The sequence below is a fragment of the Sorangiineae bacterium MSr12523 genome, from assembly GCA_037157775.1.
Classification (GTDB): domain Bacteria; phylum Myxococcota_A; class Polyangia; order Polyangiales; family Polyangiaceae; genus Pendulispora; species Pendulispora brunnea.
Genome location: CP089982.1, coordinates 13,254,254 through 13,274,122 on the forward strand (window position 1 = coordinate 13,254,254; position 19,869 = coordinate 13,274,122).

Sequence of the window (19,869 nt, forward strand, 5' to 3'; positions counted from 1 at the left end):
GGTTATCGTATTAACCAGCGACGCATGGATATTTTTCGCAAATGGGGTTTTGGCCTCCTGTTCGGCGCCATTCTTTCGTCGGCGTGCAGCGACGCTTCGACATCGCGCCAACATGGCGCCCCGAGCGAGCTCCGCGGTACGCTGGAAGTGGTGCACTACGACGATTTTCAGAATCGTCGCTCGGGCGAACAGTATTTCATCGTGACCCCGCAGGGGCGAATTCGCCTTCACCTGCCTCGCACCTCGGAGGGCGAAGCGTGGACGTCGGGCGTGCCCGTGACCGTGCGGGGTGCCTGGTCGGGCGACCAGCAATTCACCGTGACCGAGCTCGATGCGCAGCACCGCGTTACGACCCGCTCGCTCGCGGCCGAGCCGGTGCACCGCTCGCGAAAGACGGCGGTTCTTCTGGCGAATTTCTCCAACAATCCGTCGGATCAGCCGGTGAGCCCGGCGGCCGCCAAGTCAGGCTTCTTCACCGGTGCAGATTCGGCCAATGCGTTCTGGAAAGAGGCCTCGTTCAACTACGACGAGCTGATTGGCAAAGTGGATCCATCGGGTGACGTGTATGGATATTACACGCTCGATGTGCCCAATACCGATTGCGGGGCGAATTACGCGAGCTGGGGCGACAAGGCCATGGCGCAGGCCCAATCCGCCGGCGTCGATCTTTCGGGGTATGACCACATCTCCTTCGTGTTCGCCGCGGAATGCGGTGCGGCGTGGGGCGAGGTCGGTGGGCAAAAGACGTGGCTTTTTGCGAGCTGGTATCTTCCGGCGTCGTACCACGAGCTGGGGCACAACTTCGGTTTGAACCACGCCAGCGCGTACGCGTGCACGAACGATGCGGGCCAATGGGTGTCGATTTCCAATCGATGCGAGCACGGGGGCGAGTGGGAGTACGGCGACGCTTTCGACATCATGGGCGGCCCGGGGCACCTTCCCAGCGTGTGGAGCAAGGCCCGGCTCGGATATTTGCGCTCGGCGGCCATCACCACGGTGGACCAGAGCGGCACCTTCACGCTTTCGCCATCGTTCGAGACGAATGGCACGCAGTCGCTGCGCATTCTCAAAGAGGTCTCGGGCGGCGTGGCCTGGTATTACTACCTCGAATACCGGCGGCCGTACGGGCGCTGGGACAACTACGCTGCCACCGATCCGGTGGTGAATGGCGTGACGATCCGCTTGGCGCAAGATCACCTGCAGGGCAATGAAAAGCCGCGTCTCATCGATGCCACGCCGACGACGCAGACGTCCGAGGGCAAACGCAACTTCGCCGATGCGACGCTGGCCGCGGGGCAGACGTTCGACGATCCGCTGAGCGGTATTCGCATCACGGTGGATGGCCTTTCCGCGAGCGGAGCCCAAGTTCGAATTGCCGTGGACTCCAGCGCCGATCCGCCGAGCAACGGCACGGGATTGCGCGGGCAGTATTACGACAATGCGGATTTGACCTCGCTGAAGGTGACCCGGTTCGACCCCACGATCGACTTCGATTGGACGGGCCGCTCGCCGGATGCGTCGATTGCGCCGACGACGTATTCGGTGCGGTGGCAAGGGCAATTGCTCGCGCAAGCCACGGGGAAGCACACCTTCTACACCACGGCCAGCGACGGTGTGCGCCTCCGGGTCGATGGGCAATTGCTGATCGACGATTGGGTCGTTCAAGGTACCACGACGAAGAGCGCGGAGGTCTTGTTGAGCAAAGGCCAGCGTTACGCCATCGAGCTGGAGTACTTCCAGGACCAGGCCGCGGCCGTGGCCAAGTTGGAATGGGCCCTGCCCTCGGCGGCGCGCACGGTGGTGCCGGCGAGCCAGCTGTTCCCGGCCGGGGACGTGATGTTCAGCTCGGGTTTCGAGGTGGCGGATACGCAGCCGACGTGGGCCGACACCGTCGATTGGAGTTCGAATGTCACCCACGCCGAATCATCGATTCGCGAGGAGACGGCGCAGTCCGGTGTGCGCGCGCTGATGTACTCGGGCAATGACGAATCGGCGAGTACTTCGTACACGTACAACAAGGTATTCGACGTATCGATTCCGGTGTTTACGAATACGGCCCTTTCGTACGATATTTTTCCGCAGCAGAAGAACGGCACCTTCGTGGCCATCGATCTGATCTTCACCGACGGTTCGAGTCTGCGCGATTCGGGTGCGGTGGATCAATTCGGCGTGCAACTGCACCCGACGGCCCAAGGCCGCGGCGGCCACCTGGCCGTCAATGCGTGGACGCATCTTCAGTCGACGATTGGCGCGGTGGCGGCCGGCAAGACGATCGATCGCATTTTGGTGGCGTACGATCAGCCGGAGAGCACGGGAGCCTTTCGCGGATACATCGACAATGTCGTGGTGAGGTAAAACGGAAGAGGGAAGAACCGCCATGACGCCAAGAACGCCAAGATTTTTTTGTTCAAATCAATTCTTGGCGGCCTCGGCGTCTTGGCGGTTCCATTTTCTTCGGATTACTTCAGCGCAGTGCCCTTCAACGTCACGGTGCAAAGGCCGCTGCGGCCATTGAGCTCGGCGCTCAATGTCGTGCCGTTGAGGGTGAAGGCGGCGGAGGTGAAGGTCACGTTGATGGTCGACGAGCCGCCCGACAATGTGCACGCGGTCGATTCTTTGAGGCGCGCGTGGGTGGCGTCGGTTTCGACCAAGGTGAGGGGACAGTCTTGCACTTTGGTGACGAGTTCCCCGGCGGCGGCGCCTGCGGTGATGTCGAAGGTCTTTCCCGTTTCATCGACGACGTCCGCACTACAGGGTGACGTGACCTTGCTGCCCGACTGGAAGGTCCAATGCCCGAGGAAGGCGCTTGCGGCATCTTCCGAATCCTCGGAAGCGAATGCGGTGCCTGTCAGTCCAACGAGGGCAAAAGCGATCACGAGCGTCTTGTGCATGGATGCATACCTCCCGGAAATGAGGGTTCTCACCATCTAATTGCCGAGCTACACGCAGCTATGCGCCGAAACGTCATCCGCATGTCATTTAGGTGGGGCGACTTCGTAATTTGTATGTCCGGCTAAGATGTTTCCATCTTCGCTGCAGGTGCGAAATCGCAAGTTGGTGTGAGCCGAAATGCGTTGCTGAGGGCCCTCTCAGGAAACGACGGCGCAGCGCCGCGCGATTTCGCGCCGTGCGCGGTCGATGGAGGGATGCACATGCGAAAATGGGCCATCGTAGCCATCATGGTTTTGTCCGGATGCGCCGGCAACAGCGGCAATTCCAGTGACGACAACGGCACCTCACGCGATCCAGTGACCACCGGTGGTGATACATCGAATACGTCGAGTGAAGTGAAAGACGAGAAATCCGATGCGAACAAGCCGCCGACGAAACCGGATTACCGGCTCGTTTGCGGATGCCTCGTCAGCGACCAAAAGCCCATTCCCGCCGATCCGAACGATCCCAAAGGCGGCGATGGCAAGGTCGATGAATACCCGAACAAGCCCGCACCCGGCAAACCCTGCAAGATCCTCTTCGGTGGCTCTTCGCCGCAGCCGCCCGACAAGCCCACCGACCCCAAGCCGATTCCGGATCCGGACAAAGATCCCGGCAAGGATCCGGGGAAAGATCCCGGAAAGGATCCAGGGAAAGACCCTGGCAAGGAACCTCCCAGCAAGCCTATTCCGAGCGATGGCCTCGATGGCTATTACAGCTGCGTGACCGTCGAAGTGCCGGGCGGCCCTGGCAAGCCGACGCCCGGCGATCCCAAGCCCGTTCCGACCGACCCCAAGCCAATTCCGCAAAAGCCGTAAGCCCAGCGACGAATGGACCCGAATGGACTGCAGCCGTTCGGGTCTATTTTGGAAATACGCAAATGGCGTTGCAGCCGCCTTCGCATTTCCACTGTTTCAATTTGACGTCGCAATAACACTTCGGCGGTGGGCAACTGGCATTGCACACTTGCCCGTTCGGACACCCCACCAAGTTGCAGTCGAGCCCCGTCGTATCCGTGCAGCCCGTGTTGGCGCATAGGTTGCCGTGGCAACATTTAGGGCTGTTCGTGCATCCAGGCTCGCATGTCTGGCCCAGGTAACAGTGCTCCCCGTCAGCGCATTGGGCGTCCTGGATGCAGACACTGGGCGGCCCGCAGTTGCACACGGTGCAGCCGTTCACGTTGCCCGGCACCTTGATCGAGCCGGGCGGGCAGGCGTTGCAGCCCGCCGACAGGTCCATCTCCGCGCATGCCTTGCAGCTGCCAATATTGAGGTCCTTGCCGCTGCTCGCGCAGAGCATGCCCGGGCCGCACCCCTCGTGCGCTTTGCACGCCAGCGGCCCCGGAGGCGACTCACTGTCGGGCTTCTCCGGTTTTTCCGGCCCCGAATCTTTGGATTTCTGCTCGTCGTTGAGCGAGGACAGAATTTCACGCTCTGGGCTGCAAGCAGCTGCGCCGAGGGAGGTCGCGAAAAGCAGAACGGCTGCGTACGCCAGACGGGTCATCGAGGGAGAGAGCCGCCTTGGCGGCAAAAGAGCTCACGGATTTTACCTATTGTGAGCCGATTCGGCCGGGTCGAGGCTCTTTTCGGAGAGGATGCGCCGCGCCACCCGTCACGAATCCGAGGAATCTGCGAGTTTCGGTTCGCGCTACGAGGTGCCCGTGGTGGCCACGCCCAGCGACGGCGAGTTGGTCGAACGCATTCGGAAAGGGGACAGCTGGGCCAAGGAAGCGCTCTACCGCAAGTACTTCGGCGGGATCTGGGCGGTGGTGCTCCGACTCCTGGGCAACCGCGCGGACGCCGAGGACGTGGTGCAAGACACGTTCGCCATTGCCCTGACGGAGTTCGAGAACCTTCGGCGTCCCGAGGCGGTGGGCGCTTGGTTGATGCAGATTGCCGTGCGCCAGACCCATCGACGCTTCCGAAGGCGCAAGCTGCGGCGTCTCTTGGGCCTCGATCGCAGCATCGACGATGCCTCGCTCGAGTTGCTGGCGCACGAGGGAACGTCGCCCGAAGTGCGGGCCGAACTGGAAAAGGTCGACCGGGTGCTGGCGAAGCTGGCGCCCTCCCATCGCATTGCGTGGATGCTCCGCTACGTGGAAGGGGGTTCGCTCGAGGAAATCGCGGCGGCGTGCAGTTGTTCGCTGGCCACGATCAAACGACGCATCGTGGCGGCGGACGATGAGGTTCGAAAGCACGTAAGGATGGAGGAGGCGTAACGTGGCGGATCTCAAGACTCCCCTTCGGAAACACCTCGAGGACGGCTTCGACGAAGCCGACGTGCAACACAACTGGCGCGGTGTGCAGCGGCGGCTGGTGCGCCAGGAGCTCGGTTCGAAGCGGCCCGCTTGGATGATGGCGTTGGCCGCGGTGGCGATGATCGGTGTGCTGGTGCTCTGGGGCGCGGGTGTGCGCTGGACGTCGGCCGGGCCGCTGCGGTTGGCGGCGGGGCCGCTGCCCAGTGAGCTTGGTGTGCCTGGGGCGGGCGAGGCCGTGCGGACGGAGTTGTCGGATGGCTCGCGGGTGACGCTTGCGCCGAACACGCACCTGGAGGTGCTGGAGAACAGCGGTGATGCGTTCGTGACGGCATTGCGGCGGGGGCGCAGCAGTTTCGATGTGAAGCCGGGCGGGTCGCGGCGTTGGGTCATCGAGTGCGGGCTCGCGACCGTGGAGGTCGTGGGGACGGCGTTTTCGATTCAGCGCGATGGGGACAAGGTCGACGTCATCGTGGAGCGCGGGATCGTGCTGGTGCGCGGGGAGCTGGTGCCGGGGCGGGAGCGGCGGTTGACTGCGGGGGAGAGGATTCGGGTTGAGGTGGCGGGGGAGGAGTCGCGCGATGCTGGGGAGCCGGAGGATGCGGGGGACGTCGAGATGAAGGCGACGTTGTGGCGCTTCGAGCACGAGCGCGAGCGCGTGCACGATCACGATCACGTGAACGATCACGATCACGTGAACGATCACGACCAGGTGAACCCGAACGTGGATGCGGCGGTTGACGAGGTTGGGAGCATGCTGCGCGAGGCGGATCGGGCGCAGAGGGCGGGGGACAAGAAGAAGGCGGCGGAGGTTCTCCATAAGGTGGTGCGCGAGGCGCATGGGGACCCCCGGGCGGCATTTGCGGCGTTTTCGCTGGCGCGGCTCACCATGGACGAAGATCCGCGGGCGGCGGCGGAGGCTTTGAGCGCGATGCTCGAGGCGGGCGTTCCGCGCGGGCTCGAAGAAGATGTGCGCGCGCGGCTCGTGGAAGCCTATGCGCGCGCGGGCGAGCGCGAGAAGGCAGGGCAGGCCGCGGCGGACTACGAGCGGCGCTTTCCCGAGGGAAACAGGGGCGAGGAGGTCCGGCGCTGGGCGCGTCCTTGAGACATGGGCTCGCCGCGTGGCTCGCGGTGACGCTGTGGGGGACGGCCGGGATGGCGCAGACGAACGACGTACGCGTGCGGTTGCCGGCGTGTGCGACGGCGCCGTTCGACTACGACGAGTTCACCGAAGTGCTTCGCGTCGAACTGGCGCCCGATCCCGTGCTCGTGGGCACCGAAGAGGCCACCGTCGAGGTGGACATGCCGTGCCAGGGCGCCAGCCATGTCCTGATCCGCGTGCGCGGGGCGGCGGTCCGCAGAATGGACATCGGCGATTTGCCCGCCGGGGCAAGGCCACGCGGCATCGCCGTGGTGGCCGCGGAGTTGGTCCGCTCGGCGCGAAGTAGCCCGGCCCCGCCCGTCCCGCCGCCCAAGCCCGAGGAGCCGCCGCCGCCGTCGCCACTGCCCCCCGCCCCGCCGCCGGCGAAGGTGGACGCACCCCCGCGAACGCGTGCCGTCACGTGGGACCTTCGCGCGGCCGCGGAGGGACGCGTCTTTCTCGCGAAGCCCACGGCCCTCTTCGGGGCGAGCCTCGGCGGGCGCTTCCATCGTGTGCGCGGAGCCCTCGGTCTCTTGCGCGGCGCCGCCGACGACCGGCTCGGACGAACGGATCTCACCTTGGTCTACGGCAGCCTCGGTTTCGAGGTATGGCGGCTTTCGGCCGGGCGATTCGAGTTCGTCGCCGTCCCGCGCGCCGGCGCCGGGGTGATCGCCGCCGACGCCACGGCCAATGCCCGCTCCACGGGCCAGAGCTCGCGCGAGCCCTACCTCGATGGCGCCCTCGGCCTCGAGGCGCGCGTTCGCATCGGCGACGTTGCTTGGGCAACATTCGATGCGGACGCAGGCTACGCGCGCGGTCTCGTGGCCACCGCCGATCAGCGCGTCGTGGCGCGTCCCGACGGATTCTTCGTGGGTTTACGCGCCGGGATCGCCATCGCGCCCTGAAGACCTCGCAAAATTGCCTCCTGATCGCCACGGCGGGGCAATCCGCGCCGTCTCGTTCGGTTCCAAATGCCCGGAAATTGGCTCACTGCGTCGGCACGCCCGCTGCACTTGGCCCTCGTACCAACTCGCCGGCGAAGCAAACCGAAAGAGTCACCCTCCCTCCGCGGGGGGAGGGCCCGGAAAGGAGAGGAACGATGAATTGGGATAGCCTCAAAGGTGACTGGAAGATCCTCAAGGGCCAAGTTCGTCAAAAGTGGGGCAAGCTCACCGACGACGATTTGGAGCAGATCGCGGGTCAACGCGAGGAATTCCTCGGCCGTCTGCAGCAGCGTTACGGCTACAAGAAAGACGAGGCCGAACAGCAAGTGAATGACTGGCTGAAGACGGTGAACCGCTAAGGTTCTTCTTGCGACTCTTGCCGTGAGCCGTGATACATCCGCAATCCTAGGATGATCGGACGGCTCACCGGCAAAGTGCTCGCACACGAGGAAGACGGCGCGATCGTCGTCGATGTCGCGGGCGTCGGGTACGAGGTGACAGTGCCCCTGGGAACCGTGGGGCGCGCATCGACGGACGATACGGGGCGAACGACCCTGTACGTCCATACCCACGCGCGGGAGGATCAGTTGGTCCTCTTCGGCTTTGCGACCATCGCCGATCGCGTCGCCTTTCGCACCCTCATCGGCGTATCGAGCGTGGGCCCCAAAACGGCCATCGCCGTTCTTGGCGCGCTGCCTGCGCCGGATCTCGCGCGCGCCATTTCGGCGAAAGATGTGAGCAAGCTTACTTCGGTGCCGGGCATCGGCAAAAAGACCGCCGAGCGGCTCCTGCTCGAACTTCGCGACAAGATCGCGCTGGCGGGCGTCGTTCCCACGACCGATGGCGCCCCGACGGCCCGCGCACCGCAGGCCGCGCCCGCGCTGAGCACCGCCGAGCTCACCATCTCGGCGCTGACCCGCATGGGGTACAAGCAGACGGAGGCCGAGCGCGCCGTCAACGCCCTGGGCGACAAGGCCGACAAGGCACCCCTGACCGAGGTCGTCCGAGAAGCCCTCGCTCTCCTGGCGAAATAGGCAAAATAGACCCGGCTTTTCTTCCGCCTGGACCCCGCACTATAAGGAGCCATGGCGAAAAAACGCTTTCGGCAGGCGGCACGGCACGAACGCCGCTTCTTTCCTCAGAGCTCGGCCAACCCCATCCTGGTCCGCGTCATCGGCGGCGTGGGGGCGATGGCGCTCGGTGCGGGAGCGTGGGGACAACTTTTTGCGACGGAGCCCTTCAAGGCCACGCCGTGGCTGCTTGCCGCGGGGGCGGGACTCTTCGGCTTCGCCATTTGGTTCGGCACCAGCGGCGATCCCGTGCTGCGTGTAGGGGACGGCGGTGTGGGCATCGATCGCGGTACCATCCGTCGCATTGCTTGGCACGCCGTGACGGGCATCACCTGGGACTCGGAGAAAAAGAGCGTCGTGGTCAAAGGCCGCGACGAGGCCGATCAGGAGCTCACCGTGGCCGCCCGCGTAGCCTCGCAGCCGCAGGCCGCCGCTTGGATCCTCAAAGAGGCGCGCGAGCGCATCGCCGATCTCGTCTCCGTGCCGGAGGACGCCGGCGTGCCCGAAGCCGTCGATGATCCGACCGACCTTTTGCCGATGGACCCCTTGCAGGTCGTCGGCAAACGGTGCGCGGCCAGCAACCGAAGCATCGCCTACGAGCCCGACGCGCGCATCTGCACGCGCTGCGAGCGCGTCTATCACAAGGATTACGTCCCCAAGAAATGCGCCTGCGGCGCCCCCATGCCGCAAGTGAAGGAGAAGTCCGCATGACGATGCGTCCGGATTCGCTGGTCTCGCCCACCCTTCCCGCTGGTGCCTTGCCCGGCATCGTGGCGGTGCTCGGCGCTGGAACCATGGGCCAGGGCATCGCCCAGGTGGCCGCGCAAAATGGCTACCGCGTGCGCATCTACGACGCGGCCGCATCTCGCACGCACGAAGCCCGCACGAACATCGTCGCGCAGCTCGAAAAGCTCGTCACCAAGGGCAAATTGACCGCATCGGCCCGCGAGCGCGCCGTCGAGTGCCTCACGATCGCGACCAATCTGCGCGAGGCCTGTGCCGGCTGCAACGTGGTCATCGAGGCTGCCCCGGAAGACATGGCCCTCAAGGTCGCCCTCTTCCGCGAGGTCCTCGACGTGGCTCCGAACGCGCTGCTCGGCAGCAACACATCGTCGCTTTCGCTCACGGAGCTGGGCGCCAAAGTCGGCGCACCGGAGCGGGTCATCGGCCTGCACTTCTTCAACCCGCCGCCGGTGATGGAGCTGCTCGAAATCGTGCGCGGCATCGCCACCTCGGACGAGACGCTCGCACACGCGCTCGATTTGGCGAAGCACCTGGGCAAAACGCCCATCGTCGTGCGCGATTCGCCGGGTTTTGCCACCAGCCGCCTGGGCGTGCTGCTCGGCGCCGAGGCGATCCGCATGCTGGAAACCGGCGTCGCGAGCGCGGCGGACATCGACCGCGGCATGGAGCTCGGCTACCGCCATCCCATGGGGCCCCTCAAGCTGACCGACCTGGTCGGCCTCGACGTGCGCCTCGCCATCCTCGAGCACTTGCACAAGGAACTGGGCGAGCAATTCCGGCCACCGGCGCTTTTGCGCACGATGGTGCGCGCGGGCAAGCTCGGAAAGAAGACTGGCGAAGGATTTTACGTCTGGCAGGACGGTGTCGCTCACGCGAAATAATCATCCCCTTCTTGCACCGCCGCCCGGGCCGCCCTGGGATCTGCCGCCGCAAGAAGTTCCTTGGGCCTTCGTCGACCTGGAGATGACCGGTCTCAATCCGTCGCGCGATCGTGTGCTCGAGATCTGCATCGAGCGCGTGCGCGGCATCGATGCGGGCGCCGAGCCCGAGGGCGTGCTGGAGACCTTGGTCCTCCCCAGCGATTTTACGCCTGGAAATGTGCACATTCACGGCATCGACAGCGAGGCCCTCGCGGGGGCGCCGTCGTTCGATGCCGTGGCCGAGCGCGCGATCGAGCTGCTCGACGGCGCGGTGGTGGTGGCCCACGCGGCGGAGTGGGACGTGGCCTTTCTCGAGATGGAGCTGGAACGCGCTGGCCGTCCGTCGCCCGCGTCGTTGATGCATCCCGTGGACACGTTGATCCTCGCGCGGCGCGCGTTGGCGCTGCAGAGTTACTCGCTGAAGAACCTCGCGGTGTCGCTGGGCATCGACCATGGGCAGGCCCACCGTGCCGGGCCCGACGTGCGGGCCATGCGGCGCGTGTTCGAAAAATGTGTCGCCGAGCTCGCTCCGGTGAGCGCGCGCGATTTGTGGGAGGTGCGCATCGCGGCCCGTCGGGCGCGAAGTGCCATCGTCGCGGCCTGCGAGGAGGCGGTTCTCCATGAAAATACGGTACTTTTGACCTACCGACCCAGCCGTCGAAAGCCCGAGCCCCTGCTCATGGTCTTGACGGAAATACGTGCCGATCTCGACCCGCCGCGGGTGATCGGCTATCAGCTTCCGGGCCGCGGCCGGCGCGAACTTCGGGCCGATCGCATCCTTCGAATCGATCCTGCTCCGGCCGATCCTGCGACTTCATGATGGAGATTTTGACTATGCGATTGCGAAGTGCCCTCACGTTGCTGGCCTTGTCCCTCGGTGTGATGTCGTCGGTGGGGGCGACCGGCTGCGGAGGTGCGCAAGAGTCCGCACGCGCGCCGATGGCCGACAAATGGTTCCAACGGGCCAAGGTGAGCTACAAGAACGGAGACTTCGAGGATGCGCGCCAGTCGGCCGCATCTGCGCTGAAAGAGGCGCCGAACGATGTCGAAGTCCGTGTGCTCGCCGCGCGGATCGCGCTCATGCGGCTCGACTACCCCGAGGCCCTCAAGATGACCCAAGGCGTGGCGGGCACCGAGGCGGCGGGCCTTCGCGGTCGTGCGAACTGGTACGCGGGCAACCTCGAAGCCGCGGCCGACGATCTGGAGGCCGTGCTGCGCGATCCCGCGGTGAAGGATCCGTGGGCGCGCGATGTGGCGTCGCTGGCGCGCCGCGGGATGGGGCGCCACCCGTATTCGCTCGATGGAAATTTGGTCGGCAAGGTGGAGATGCCGCGTGCGGGCTCGGCGCTCATCGTGCCGTGCGAGCTCGAGGGCGAGCAAATTCTGGCCATGATTGCCACGGCCAATGGCGAGGTGGTGGTCGACTCGACGTCCCGGCGCGAGCCGGCCTGGGTGAATCTTTCCTTCGACGGCGTCGACATCAAGGACGTGCCCGCGCGCACGCAGGACCTGAGCGGGCTTTCGCGGCAGCTCGGGGCGCCCATCAAGGCGCTGCTCGGGGCGAACCTTCTGCGCCATGCCCACGCGACGTTCGATCGCCGCGGCGACCAATTCGTCGTGCGCCGGCACGAGGCGACGGCGCCGCCCGATTCCGCGCGGGTGCCGCTTTGGTACGTGCCCGATGGCGGCCTTTTGATGCGCGCCACCGTGTCGCCCAAAGACGATGGCAATGCGCTGCTCCTGGTGGACTCGTCGCAGTCGTACCTCGTGGCGTTGAACAACCCGGCGTGGCAAAAAGCCAATGTGGACGCAAAGACGATCCGCCCCGAGCCGGAGCTGCAGAACATGAAGACCGGCTCGTTGCCGGTGTTCCGGCTGGGCACGTTCGATCTGCCCATGCTGCCGGCCGTGCAGGGCATTCCGAACGACACGACGAAGGGCGCCACCGACGTGGAGCTCGGCGGCGTGCTCGGTGCAGGACTCATCGCCGTCTTTCGCGTGACGTTCAGCGACGAGGGCCGCTATGCGTGGCTCGAGCCGGATCCGGGGATGAACCCGAATGCGCAAAAGTCCGCACCCCCGCCGGCGGCCGCACCGCCGTCCGACACGCCGGCGCCGGCGCCGCCCGTGACCAAGCCCGGGGACAAGCCGTTGAAGTTGACGCCGCCCAAAGGCACAGCACCGGGGGGAGGAAAACCGGATGCCGCCAAGGTACCCGGACAAACCGCGAAACCCGCCGACAAGAAATGAGCACGACATGAGCACGTCCCATCCTGCCGTCGCACGCCTCGCGGTTTACGCGGGCAGCTTCGATCCCGTTTCCTTCGGTCATCTCGATTTGATCGAACGCGCGTCGGCGCTCTTCAGCGATGTCATCGTGGGGCTGGGCGTCCATCCGACCCGTCATCCGCTCTTCTCGCTCGAGGAGCGGATCGATTTGATCCGCAAGGTCTCGAGCCATCTGCCCAACGTGCGCGTGGAGTCGTTCGATGGCTTGCTCATCGACTACTGCCAGCAAGTGGGCGCACGGGTCATCGTCCGTGGCCTGCGCGCTGTGACGGACTTCGAGTACGAGTTGCAGATCGCCCACGCCAACGCGGACCTCTGCCCGACCATCGACACGGTTTTTTTGCCGTCCCGCACGAAACATAGCTTCGTCGCGGCGTCGCTCATCCGCGAAATCGCGAGCCACGGCGGCGACGTGAGCCGATATGCTCCCGCGGTGGTGGTGGACGCCCTCAAGGGCAAGTACGGGAAAAAAGCATGACGGTATCGGCGCGGTTGGAAGAGACGAAGAATGCGATTTTGAAGCGCGTTTCGGCGAAGCCGCGCGTGGGCGTGGTGCTCGGGAGCGGCCTGGGGCCGTTCGCGGACACGCTGGAGGGGCTTCAGAAGATCTCGTACTCCGAGCTGCCGCACCTACCGGCCTCGCGCGTGCTCGGGCACGCGGGCAACCTTTGCTTCGGCAAGGCGCGCGGCGTGGAGGTGGTGTGCATGCAGGGGCGCGCGCACTTCTACGAGGGGCACTCGCTCGATTCGGTGGTGCACGGCGTGCGGACGATGGCGCGTCTCGGTGTGTCGGCGGTGCTGCTGACGAATGCCGTGGGCGGTCTGGTCCCGACGTGGGGCGTGGGCGATCTCATGGTCGTGTCGGACCATTTGAACCTCACCGGGCAAAACGTGCTCATTGGACCGAACGACGAATCGCTGGGAACGCGCTTCCCCGAGATGAGCGAGGCGTACGATCCCGAGCTTCGCTCGATCGCGCACCAGATCGCGAAGGACAAGGGCATCACCTTGCGCGAGGGCATTTACGCGGGCCTGAGCGGCCCGTGTTTCGAGACGCCGGCGGAAGTGCGCATGCTGCAGATCCTCGGCGCGCACGTTGCCGGCATGAGCACGGTGCAGGAGTGCATCGCGCTGCGCCACATGCGGGTGCGCGTGGGGGCATTGAGCTGCATCACCAACGTGGCCGGCGGCACGGAGGGCAATCCGCCGAACCATCTCGAGGTGGAGGAGACCGCCCGCGCCAAGCGCGGCGAGCTCCAGACGATGCTCGAAGGTTGGATCGAAGCCGCGGGGCGCCTCTCGTGACGCCAGTGCCGCCGGTATTGTCGGTGTCGCCGGCTTTGCTGGACCAGCTCGTGGACGAGGCGAAGCTGGTGCGCGCCCGCGCCTATGCGCCGTACTCGAAGTACAGCGTGGGTGCCGCCCTCGCCACCGCGGGCGGCCGCATCTACACCGGCTGCAACGTGGAAAACGCCTCCTACGGCGCGACCATCTGCGCCGAGCGTTCCGCCATCGCCCAGATGATCGCCTCGGGCGACGACAAACCCGTCGCCTGCGCCGTCGCCACCGGCGGCACGACCCCCGGCTCGCCCTGCGGCATCTGCCGCCAGGTCCTCGTCGAATTCTCCCGCGACATGCCCGTCGTCCTCGTCTCCGTGACCGACGACGGCCGCGAAATCCGCCGCGACACCTCGCTTTCTGCCCTTCTGCCGGACGCGTTCGTCTCGTTCTAGTCCAGAGAAGATTGAACAGGGAGTGGGGGAGGCGGGGAGGGAAACAACGCGAATCCCACCGGATGCCAAGGCTTTTTTTGTTTTCAGTTGGCTTCGTGACCCAAGTGAAAACCCAAACCAGCCTCGGTGCGCGGTGGGATTTGTGCCGTATCCCTCCCCGCCTCCCCCCCTCCCTGTTCAATTCTCTGAGCTTTTTCGGTCATTGTTGAAGCACAGGCGTGGGGGGCTCGTTTTTGCTCCAGCACCAGACGGTGCCGTCGCGTTTCAAGGCGCAGGAGAACTCCTCGCCGAGGGCCAGGGCCGTGACGGAGCGGAGGCTGGCGATGGGGGCGGAGACGCAGCTTCGATCGCCGGTGGCCGATTTTTCGCGGGCGCAGGCGACGGTGGTGTCGGGCAAGATGGCGCACGCCTGATCGGCGCCGGAAGCGACGAGGCTCACGTTCTCCATGCCGGGGATGGCGCCGGGTTTCACGGCGACGCGTTTGCCCTCGAACCAGTCGCCCGGGACGCAGCGCAGACCACCTCCCCAGCAGCGCACGGAGCCCTCTTCGGTGCGCGCGCAGGTGTGTTCGCGGCCCGCGGCGAGTTGGGTCACCTTTTCGAGGTGGGGCACGTCGACGGGCATCCCGCGGTCGACGAGGTGGGGCACACCCAATTGGCGAAGTCGGTTCGAGCCCCAGCAGCGCACATTGCGCCCCGATGCGGGATCGGCGAGGCGCGCGCACGCGTGCAGGGCGCCGGTGGCGACTTCCTCGGTCTCCGTCATGCCGAACACCGGTGACGGGGCTTTGACCGCCGAGCCCTCGTGCACCTCGCCCCAGCAGAGGACATAACGATTCGGCTTTCGCGCGCACGTCATGTGGCCGGCCGCGCTGACGGAAAGCACCGCGTGGAGATCCGTGACGACGGCCGGTGTGGGGCGCCCGTCGGTCGTGCCATCACCCAGCTCTCCGTGCGCGTTCTGTCCCCAGCAGAGCAGCGACTGATCGCGCGCACGCCGGGCGCACGTGTGTTCGTCGCCGGTGACCAACATGTCCGCGTCGTCGAGCCCCGCGACCGCCACGGGCCGCGGGCGCGAGATCCGCGTGCCATCGCCGAGCTGCCCGGAGGTGTTGGCCCCCCAGCAAAGGACCTTCCCCTCCGCCGTGCGCGCGCAGGCGTGACCGCGGCCCACCGCGATGGCCACGGCGTGGATCGCCTCGCCGTTCGGGGCACGGGCCATGTCACTCGGGATGCGCGGAACCGTGGGCCGCCGGCGCGCACCGCAGTGCAGGGCGCCGGCGCTCAGCAGGAAGAAAACGACGGCACACGCCCGCCCGCGCATGCCTCATAGGGTACGAGATGCGCGCACAATGGCCAAAAATGGGTCGCCCCGGCGTCAGCGCCCGAACTTCTCCCAGCCCTCCGGCAGGGGGCGCTGCAGAAGGCGCTCGGTGCCCGCCTTGTCGAGCACCGCGAACGTGAATTGCCCCGTGTACGGCTTGAGGCCGCCTTGCGCGAGCTCGACGTCGACCACGATGACCCGATTGCCATTGCGCGCAATGCGCCCAACGCCCTCGATCGGCACGCCAATGCGCACCGGATTGGAAAACTTGCCTTGCAGGTTCGCCGTGAACCCAAACTTGCCCAGACAGCCGATCACCGCCCACGCCGCAATCTCGTCGGCCAACGTGGTGACGAGGCCGCCGTGCATGATGCCAGGCGGCCCTTGGTGCACCTCCCCCGGCAGGAACGTCGTGGTGACCGTATCGTCGCCAAGCTTCGAAAAACGCAGCCGAAACCCAATGGGATGATTCGGGCTGCACCCGAAACAGGGCTGCGACTCTCCGAACGTATTGGGATCGAGCGGCTCGGGATTGAATGAAGGCATCGGTCGAAACGCATACCATTCGCCCCGCAGGGCACGCCAACGCAAACGCCCATGGCGGGCTCGCCAGTTCGAGCGCCACTCGCTTCGAACTTACGTCCCATCGCGGCTTGCTTTAGGCTGGCCTTTGCATGAGATCGGTCCTCGTACTCGCATATTCGATGGCCACGTTGGTGGCATGCGGAGGCGGAAAGCCCGCCGCTTCACCGGGTGGTGACGGCACCACGCGCGTCACGCGGTTCGTGCTGGCGCCGGACGCCTTCAAGGTCGACAAGGTGGGCGGCAGCGATGGTTCGCTCGACCCGAACGGTGTCCCTGACGCCGTATTCGACGTCGGCCTCGACGGCCCCGCCATCGGCGTCGTGCTTCTTGCGAACGATGCGAACAACAAGCCCGTTGGCCAATGGGATACGTTGACCGGATCGGACAAGTTCCCCGAGGGCTCGGGCCTCTATTCGAGCCATGGCGACAGCACGCCCGGCCTCGTCCTGGAGGAGAAGGGGCAGCGTTTGAACCACAACGACGGCTCGATCTCGCCGCTCTCGGGCCATCACGACGTTACGATGTACGCCGAAATTGCCGATGTGGATGCGGCCAAGAGCCTCGACCTCATCCTCGTGACCGCCGAGGGCCGGCTGGTGCGGGGCGCGCACATCCCGTTTGGGGGTGCAGCCCCCAAATGACGCCGGCCGCCCCCCGGTTTCGCGGGAAAATGGGCGCAAAAGGCAGGGGCGTCTGGTTGGCCCGAAGCATGCTCCGCGATAAATTCGGAAACGCATGGCCTCCCCCCGCTTAGGACTCTTCGCCATTTTTGCGCTGGCCGCCGGCCTTTCCCCATTGGGGACGAGCGGCTGCACGTCGACCAGCGATTCGAAGTCGGACACCGGCGTTGGCGCCATCGTCTTCATGAAGCGCGTGCACACCGTCGTGGACGGGCAGGGCGTGCGCATCAACGTCTCGGGCGGCAACGGCCAGGTCATCGACTACGAGCGCTACGAGCCCGGGGGCAGCCTCGCCCTTCTCACGCCGCCGCGCGCGGACGGCAAGCTGGTGAACCTCACCGCCGCCTTCCCGCAGGCCGACCTCAATGGGGTCGATGTTTCGTTCGACGCGCGCCAGGCCGTCTTCTCGATGAAGAAGGACAAGAACGATCGGTATCATCTTTATACGGCGCAGCTCTCCGAAGGGGAGAATTACGAAGTTCATCAACTTACCGCGGGCGATTACGACGATATCAATCCCATTTATCTGCCTGGCCGGCGCATCGCCTTCGTGACCAATCAGATGTACACGGAAATGGGAACGCGCTCGGACGAGTACGAACATGCCCGCGTGGTGACGCAGCTGGCCACCATTTCCGTGGACGGCGGCGATGCCGACCGGAGGCTCTTTTCGCAGAACCTGTCGCACACGGTTTCGCCGTTCCTGCGCCACGACGGCAAATTGGGATATTCGCGCTGGGAGCATTTGGGCGCGGTGAACGACGTGAAGCTTTTCACGGCGAATCCGGATGGCACGAACATGATTGCCATTGCAGGCGAGCACGGAAAGCCGGCCAATTCGCTCATCAATGTCCGCGAGTACCAGCCGAACGTGATGATCGGCGTGGCCACCACGCGAAACCGTACGATTCACGCCGGTTCGTTGGTCAAAATCGACGCGCGCAACCAGGCCGATCCCGTGTGCCTCGATGCGAAGGCCAACCAAGCGGGCCACGCGTGCCTCGACGAGGAACATGTAACCTACACGGTTCTCACGCCGGACGTTCCCACGATGAGCACGCCCTCGCCGGCGGGGCGTTACCGCGAACCCGCCGTGCTGCCCGACGGGCGATTCCTCGTATCCTGGGCCGATGGTCCGGTGAACGATCTGTCCGAGCAATCGGAGACGCCGCCGGATTTCGGTATCTATCTTTACGATGCTGCGTCGGGCCGAAATCAGCTTTTGTACAATGACCGGGCCACGTGGGACCTCGGCGCGGTGCCGGTGGTGGCGCGGGCGGAGCCTCCGGTGATTGGCGATTTGGCGGGGCGGCAGGACACATCGTTGCCCGTTCGCATCGGCTCGATCGACGTGACGCAAACGAGCCTGGAGGACAAGGTCACCGGCGGGCAATTCAAAGATACGCCGCTGCGGGCGGCGCTGAAGGACGCCGTGGCGGTGCGCATCATCGAGGGATTCTCGAGCGAGGCGGCCAAAGGCGTGACCATGTTCGGGCTCACCATGCACGAGGGCGCGGCGGTGCTGGGCGAGGCGCCCGTGTACCAAGATGGCAGCTGGCTCGCGAACGTGCCGCCGTACATTCCCGTGCACGTGCAGCCGATCGACAAATTCGGTATGTCGATTCGCTCGCAGGGCCTCTGGATCCAGGGCGTCCCCGGCGAGGACCGACGCTGCGTGGGATGCCACGAGAGCCGCACGGGGCAGGGCGTTCCGCGCTATGGGCAGAACCCGACCATTGCCGAGCAGCGCCAGGCGCTGAACTTCGTGCAAGCGGTGGGCGACCGGTACGAGCTCCCTTGGGACAAGAACGAGACGGCGTCGAAGCCGTACGTGCAGCAGATTCTGAGCGCCAAGTGCGCGAGCTGCCACAATGCTTCGACCACGACGTATTACGAAGTATCGCGAACCGATCCGGGGACGGGCCAGACGACGCCGTACAAGATACCGGTCTTGGATTTGAGCGATACCAAGATTACCGCGTATTACGATCAGCAGGTGAAGGAGTGGAATGCGTCGTACGTGTCCATTTTCTATCCTTCGGCCATGGAGATGGGGCGCGTCACCGTGAAAGGGCAAGTGCCGAAAATGTGGGGCGTTCCCGGCAGCGCCCGCGAGTCCCAGCTGATTGCGAAGATCAACGTGAAGGCCAAGGACGGCTCGACCGCGTGGCCGACGCCGCTGCACCCGGAGGACAAGGGCACCACGCTCACCGACGAAGAGCGCCGGGTGCTCATCTTGAGCATGGATCTCGGCGGGCAATACTTCGCGCGGCAAAACACGGGATTCGTACCTTTCACCTCGGGGAACCCGGTCGCGCCGGGCACCAAGTACTAGGGGATGACGATGAAGATCACCGCGGCCATGTTGGGAGCCTTCATCGCCTGCGCAGCGTTGATGAACGGGCGCGATGCACGCAGCGACGCCTCGCCGGGCGCAGCCAATGCGGCGACGGTGTATGGGAACATTCCGCCCGACCAAATCGAGTTTCTGTCGTCGCCCGAGCGCATCAAGAGCATCGTCTCCTCGGGCTCGCCGGCGGCCATCTGGGAGACCTTGGAGCATGGCGAAAAGGTGGAGTGCCTCGAGTGCATTTCGTCCGTCGCGCCGCTGCTTTACGATCGGAACCCGGAGACGCGCGAAATTGCCGCGTGGTGGCTGCGGCGGCGCATTTTCGGGGTGTTCGGCCCAGGCGAGGTGTACGAGCAGACCGTGAAGACGCTCCAGGGCGATGCCGATCCGAAACGGCGCGCCTACGCCGCCGAGGCCCTGGGCGAATTTTTGGCCAAGCCGGGCATCGCCGCGTGCGGTGCGGCGCTCTCCGGTGATTCGGATCCGGAGGTGCGCGCAGCGGCGGCGGGGGCGCTGGGGCGCCTTCACGACGATGCGGGTGGAGCGCTGGCCAAGGCGCTGGGCGATGGCGATGCGCGCGTGAAAATCGCGGTGCTCGGCGCGGCCCCGCGCATCAATGGATGGACGGGTACGGCGGCGGTGGCCAAGCTCACCACCGATGCGGATGCGCTCGTGCGCCGCCATGCGGTGCAAGTGCTGGACACCTTGCAGGCCAAGGAGAGCCTGGCCAGCGTCCTCGTGCTGGCCAAGTCGGACCCCGATCCGGAGGTGCGCCTTTCGGCGTGCCACGCGCTGGGCACCTTCCACGATGCGGCGGCGCGGCCCGTGCTCGAGGAAATCGTGGCGAACGATTCGAGCACCTTCGTGCGCGATCAGGCCCGCATCGCGCTCCGGCGGTTGTAAT

21 protein-coding genes are annotated in these 19,869 nt (G+C 65.6%); 17 read left to right on the top strand and 4 right to left on the bottom strand.

Annotated features, from left to right (window positions below; all coding sequences use genetic code 11):
- Positions 1-24 precede the first annotated feature (24 nt).
- Positions 25-2,355: a PA14 domain-containing protein gene (locus LZC95_52855; protein WXA95101.1), complete on the top strand. Its 2,331-nt coding sequence runs from the start codon at positions 25-27 to the stop codon at positions 2,353-2,355.
- A 104-nt stretch (positions 2,356-2,459) separates the two neighbouring features.
- Here the strand turns inward: LZC95_52855 and LZC95_52860 are convergent, their stop codons facing one another.
- Positions 2,460-2,891 carry a hypothetical protein gene (locus LZC95_52860; GenBank protein WXA95102.1) on the bottom strand — a complete coding sequence of 144 codons (432 nt, stop codon included), beginning with the start codon at positions 2,889-2,891 and terminating at the stop codon, positions 2,460-2,462.
- Between the two features lie 261 nt (positions 2,892-3,152).
- Here LZC95_52860 and LZC95_52865 point away from each other — a divergent pair, with 261 nt between their 5' ends.
- Positions 3,153-3,749 carry a hypothetical protein gene (locus LZC95_52865; GenBank protein WXA95103.1) on the top strand — a complete coding sequence of 199 codons (597 nt, stop codon included), beginning with the start codon at positions 3,153-3,155 and terminating at the stop codon, positions 3,747-3,749.
- Positions 3,750-3,792: 43 nt separating this feature from the next.
- Here LZC95_52865 and LZC95_52870 read toward each other — a convergent pair whose 3' ends face one another.
- A complete protein-coding gene (locus LZC95_52870; GenBank protein WXA95104.1) occupies positions 3,793-4,434 on the bottom strand; it encodes a hypothetical protein in 642 nt (213 codons plus the stop codon).
- A 91-nt stretch (positions 4,435-4,525) separates the two neighbouring features.
- Between LZC95_52870 and LZC95_52875 the strand changes: the two genes are divergently transcribed.
- The 12 genes from LZC95_52875 (at position 4,526) to cdd (ending at position 14,026) form a co-directional block, all read left to right on the top strand.
- Positions 4,526-5,149 (top strand): RNA polymerase sigma factor, encoded by a 624-nt coding sequence (locus LZC95_52875; protein WXA95105.1) that lies wholly within the window; start codon positions 4,526-4,528, stop codon positions 5,147-5,149.
- A 1-nt stretch (position 5,150) separates the two neighbouring features.
- Positions 5,151-6,290, top strand: coding sequence for a FecR domain-containing protein (locus LZC95_52880; GenBank protein WXA95106.1), 1,140 nt, complete (start codon positions 5,151-5,153; stop codon positions 6,288-6,290).
- Positions 6,287-7,231, top strand: a complete 945-nt coding sequence (locus LZC95_52885; protein WXA95107.1) for a hypothetical protein — start codon at positions 6,287-6,289, stop codon at positions 7,229-7,231. The genes LZC95_52880 and LZC95_52885 overlap by 4 nt, the downstream gene beginning before the upstream one ends.
- Positions 7,232-7,425: 194 nt before the next feature.
- A complete protein-coding gene (locus LZC95_52890; GenBank protein ID WXA95108.1) occupies positions 7,426-7,629 on the top strand; it encodes a CsbD family protein in 204 nt (67 codons plus the stop codon).
- 51 nt (positions 7,630-7,680) lie between these two features.
- The gene (ruvA, locus tag LZC95_52895) at positions 7,681-8,304 is read left to right on the top strand and encodes a Holliday junction branch migration protein RuvA (protein WXA95109.1); all 624 of its coding nucleotides are present in this window, start codon (positions 7,681-7,683) and stop codon (positions 8,302-8,304) included.
- A 51-nt stretch (positions 8,305-8,355) separates the two neighbouring features.
- Entirely contained in the window at positions 8,356-9,051 is a 696-nt protein-coding gene (locus LZC95_52900) for a hypothetical protein (GenBank protein ID WXA95110.1), read from the top strand.
- A 2-nt stretch (positions 9,052-9,053) separates the two neighbouring features.
- A complete protein-coding gene (locus tag LZC95_52905; protein WXB00289.1) occupies positions 9,054-9,965 on the top strand; it encodes a 3-hydroxyacyl-CoA dehydrogenase family protein in 912 nt (303 codons plus the stop codon).
- Positions 9,946-10,824, top strand: a complete 879-nt coding sequence (locus LZC95_52910) for a 3'-5' exonuclease (protein WXA95111.1) — start codon at positions 9,946-9,948, stop codon at positions 10,822-10,824. Before LZC95_52905 ends, LZC95_52910 begins: the two co-directional genes overlap by 20 nt.
- A gap of 14 nt (positions 10,825-10,838) precedes the next feature.
- On the top strand, positions 10,839-12,254 hold the full coding sequence (locus LZC95_52915) for a hypothetical protein (protein ID WXA95112.1): 1,416 nt from the start codon (positions 10,839-10,841) through the stop codon (positions 12,252-12,254).
- Between the two features lie 7 nt (positions 12,255-12,261).
- On the top strand, positions 12,262-12,771 hold the full coding sequence (coaD, locus tag LZC95_52920) for a pantetheine-phosphate adenylyltransferase (protein WXA95113.1): 510 nt from the start codon (positions 12,262-12,264) through the stop codon (positions 12,769-12,771).
- Entirely contained in the window at positions 12,768-13,598 is an 831-nt protein-coding gene (locus LZC95_52925) for a purine-nucleoside phosphorylase (protein WXA95114.1), read from the top strand. The genes coaD and LZC95_52925 overlap by 4 nt, the downstream gene beginning before the upstream one ends.
- Before the next feature lie 5 nt (positions 13,599-13,603).
- The gene (gene cdd, locus LZC95_52930) at positions 13,604-14,026 is read left to right on the top strand and encodes a cytidine deaminase (GenBank protein ID WXA95115.1); all 423 of its coding nucleotides are present in this window, start codon (positions 13,604-13,606) and stop codon (positions 14,024-14,026) included.
- A 199-nt stretch (positions 14,027-14,225) separates the two neighbouring features.
- Here the strand turns inward: cdd and LZC95_52935 are convergent, their stop codons facing one another.
- Entirely contained in the window at positions 14,226-15,350 is a 1,125-nt protein-coding gene (locus tag LZC95_52935; protein ID WXA95116.1) for a hypothetical protein, read from the bottom strand.
- 54 nt (positions 15,351-15,404) lie between these two features.
- Positions 15,405-15,896, bottom strand: coding sequence for a PaaI family thioesterase (locus LZC95_52940; protein WXA95117.1), 492 nt, complete (start codon positions 15,894-15,896; stop codon positions 15,405-15,407).
- Between the two features lie 128 nt (positions 15,897-16,024).
- On the opposite strand from LZC95_52940, the gene LZC95_52945 reads away from it, so the two are divergent.
- From LZC95_52945 to LZC95_52955, 3 genes are all read left to right on the top strand, one after another.
- Positions 16,025-16,576: a hypothetical protein gene (locus tag LZC95_52945; GenBank protein WXA95118.1), complete on the top strand. Its 552-nt coding sequence runs from the start codon at positions 16,025-16,027 to the stop codon at positions 16,574-16,576.
- Between the two features lie 94 nt (positions 16,577-16,670).
- A complete protein-coding gene (locus tag LZC95_52950) occupies positions 16,671-18,950 on the top strand; it encodes a hypothetical protein (protein WXA95119.1) in 2,280 nt (759 codons plus the stop codon).
- Positions 18,951-18,959: 9 nt separating this feature from the next.
- Complete coding sequence (locus LZC95_52955) at positions 18,960-19,868, top strand: HEAT repeat domain-containing protein (GenBank protein WXA95120.1); 909 nt, start codon at positions 18,960-18,962, stop codon at positions 19,866-19,868.
- Position 19,869: the final 1 nt, after the last annotated feature.

Excerpts from the sequence above, each read along its gene's own strand:
- LZC95_52855 (WXA95101.1), top strand. The coding sequence starts at position 25 with ATGGATATTTTTCGCAAATGGGGTTTTGGCCTCCTGTTCGGCGCCATT.
- LZC95_52860 (WXA95102.1), bottom strand. The coding sequence starts at position 2,891 with ATGCACAAGACGCTCGTGATCGCTTTTGCCCTCGTTGGACTGACAGGC.
- LZC95_52865 (WXA95103.1), top strand. The coding sequence starts at position 3,153 with ATGCGAAAATGGGCCATCGTAGCCATCATGGTTTTGTCCGGATGCGCC.
- LZC95_52870 (WXA95104.1), bottom strand. The coding sequence starts at position 4,434 with ATGACCCGTCTGGCGTACGCAGCCGTTCTGCTTTTCGCGACCTCCCTC.
- LZC95_52875 (WXA95105.1), top strand. The coding sequence starts at position 4,526 with ATGCGCCGCGCCACCCGTCACGAATCCGAGGAATCTGCGAGTTTCGGT.
- LZC95_52890 (WXA95108.1), top strand. The coding sequence starts at position 7,426 with ATGAATTGGGATAGCCTCAAAGGTGACTGGAAGATCCTCAAGGGCCAA.
- ruvA (WXA95109.1), top strand. The coding sequence starts at position 7,681 with ATGATCGGACGGCTCACCGGCAAAGTGCTCGCACACGAGGAAGACGGC.
- LZC95_52900 (WXA95110.1), top strand. The coding sequence starts at position 8,356 with ATGGCGAAAAAACGCTTTCGGCAGGCGGCACGGCACGAACGCCGCTTC.
- LZC95_52905 (WXB00289.1), top strand. The coding sequence starts at position 9,054 with ATGCGTCCGGATTCGCTGGTCTCGCCCACCCTTCCCGCTGGTGCCTTG.
- LZC95_52915 (WXA95112.1), top strand. The coding sequence starts at position 10,839 with ATGCGATTGCGAAGTGCCCTCACGTTGCTGGCCTTGTCCCTCGGTGTG.
- coaD (WXA95113.1), top strand. The coding sequence starts at position 12,262 with ATGAGCACGTCCCATCCTGCCGTCGCACGCCTCGCGGTTTACGCGGGC.
- LZC95_52925 (WXA95114.1), top strand. The coding sequence starts at position 12,768 with ATGACGGTATCGGCGCGGTTGGAAGAGACGAAGAATGCGATTTTGAAG.
- LZC95_52935 (WXA95116.1), bottom strand. The coding sequence starts at position 15,350 with ATGCGCGGGCGGGCGTGTGCCGTCGTTTTCTTCCTGCTGAGCGCCGGC.
- LZC95_52940 (WXA95117.1), bottom strand. The coding sequence starts at position 15,896 with ATGCCTTCATTCAATCCCGAGCCGCTCGATCCCAATACGTTCGGAGAG.
- LZC95_52945 (WXA95118.1), top strand. The coding sequence starts at position 16,025 with ATGAGATCGGTCCTCGTACTCGCATATTCGATGGCCACGTTGGTGGCA.
- LZC95_52950 (WXA95119.1), top strand. The coding sequence starts at position 16,671 with ATGGCCTCCCCCCGCTTAGGACTCTTCGCCATTTTTGCGCTGGCCGCC.
- LZC95_52955 (WXA95120.1), top strand. The coding sequence starts at position 18,960 with ATGAAGATCACCGCGGCCATGTTGGGAGCCTTCATCGCCTGCGCAGCG.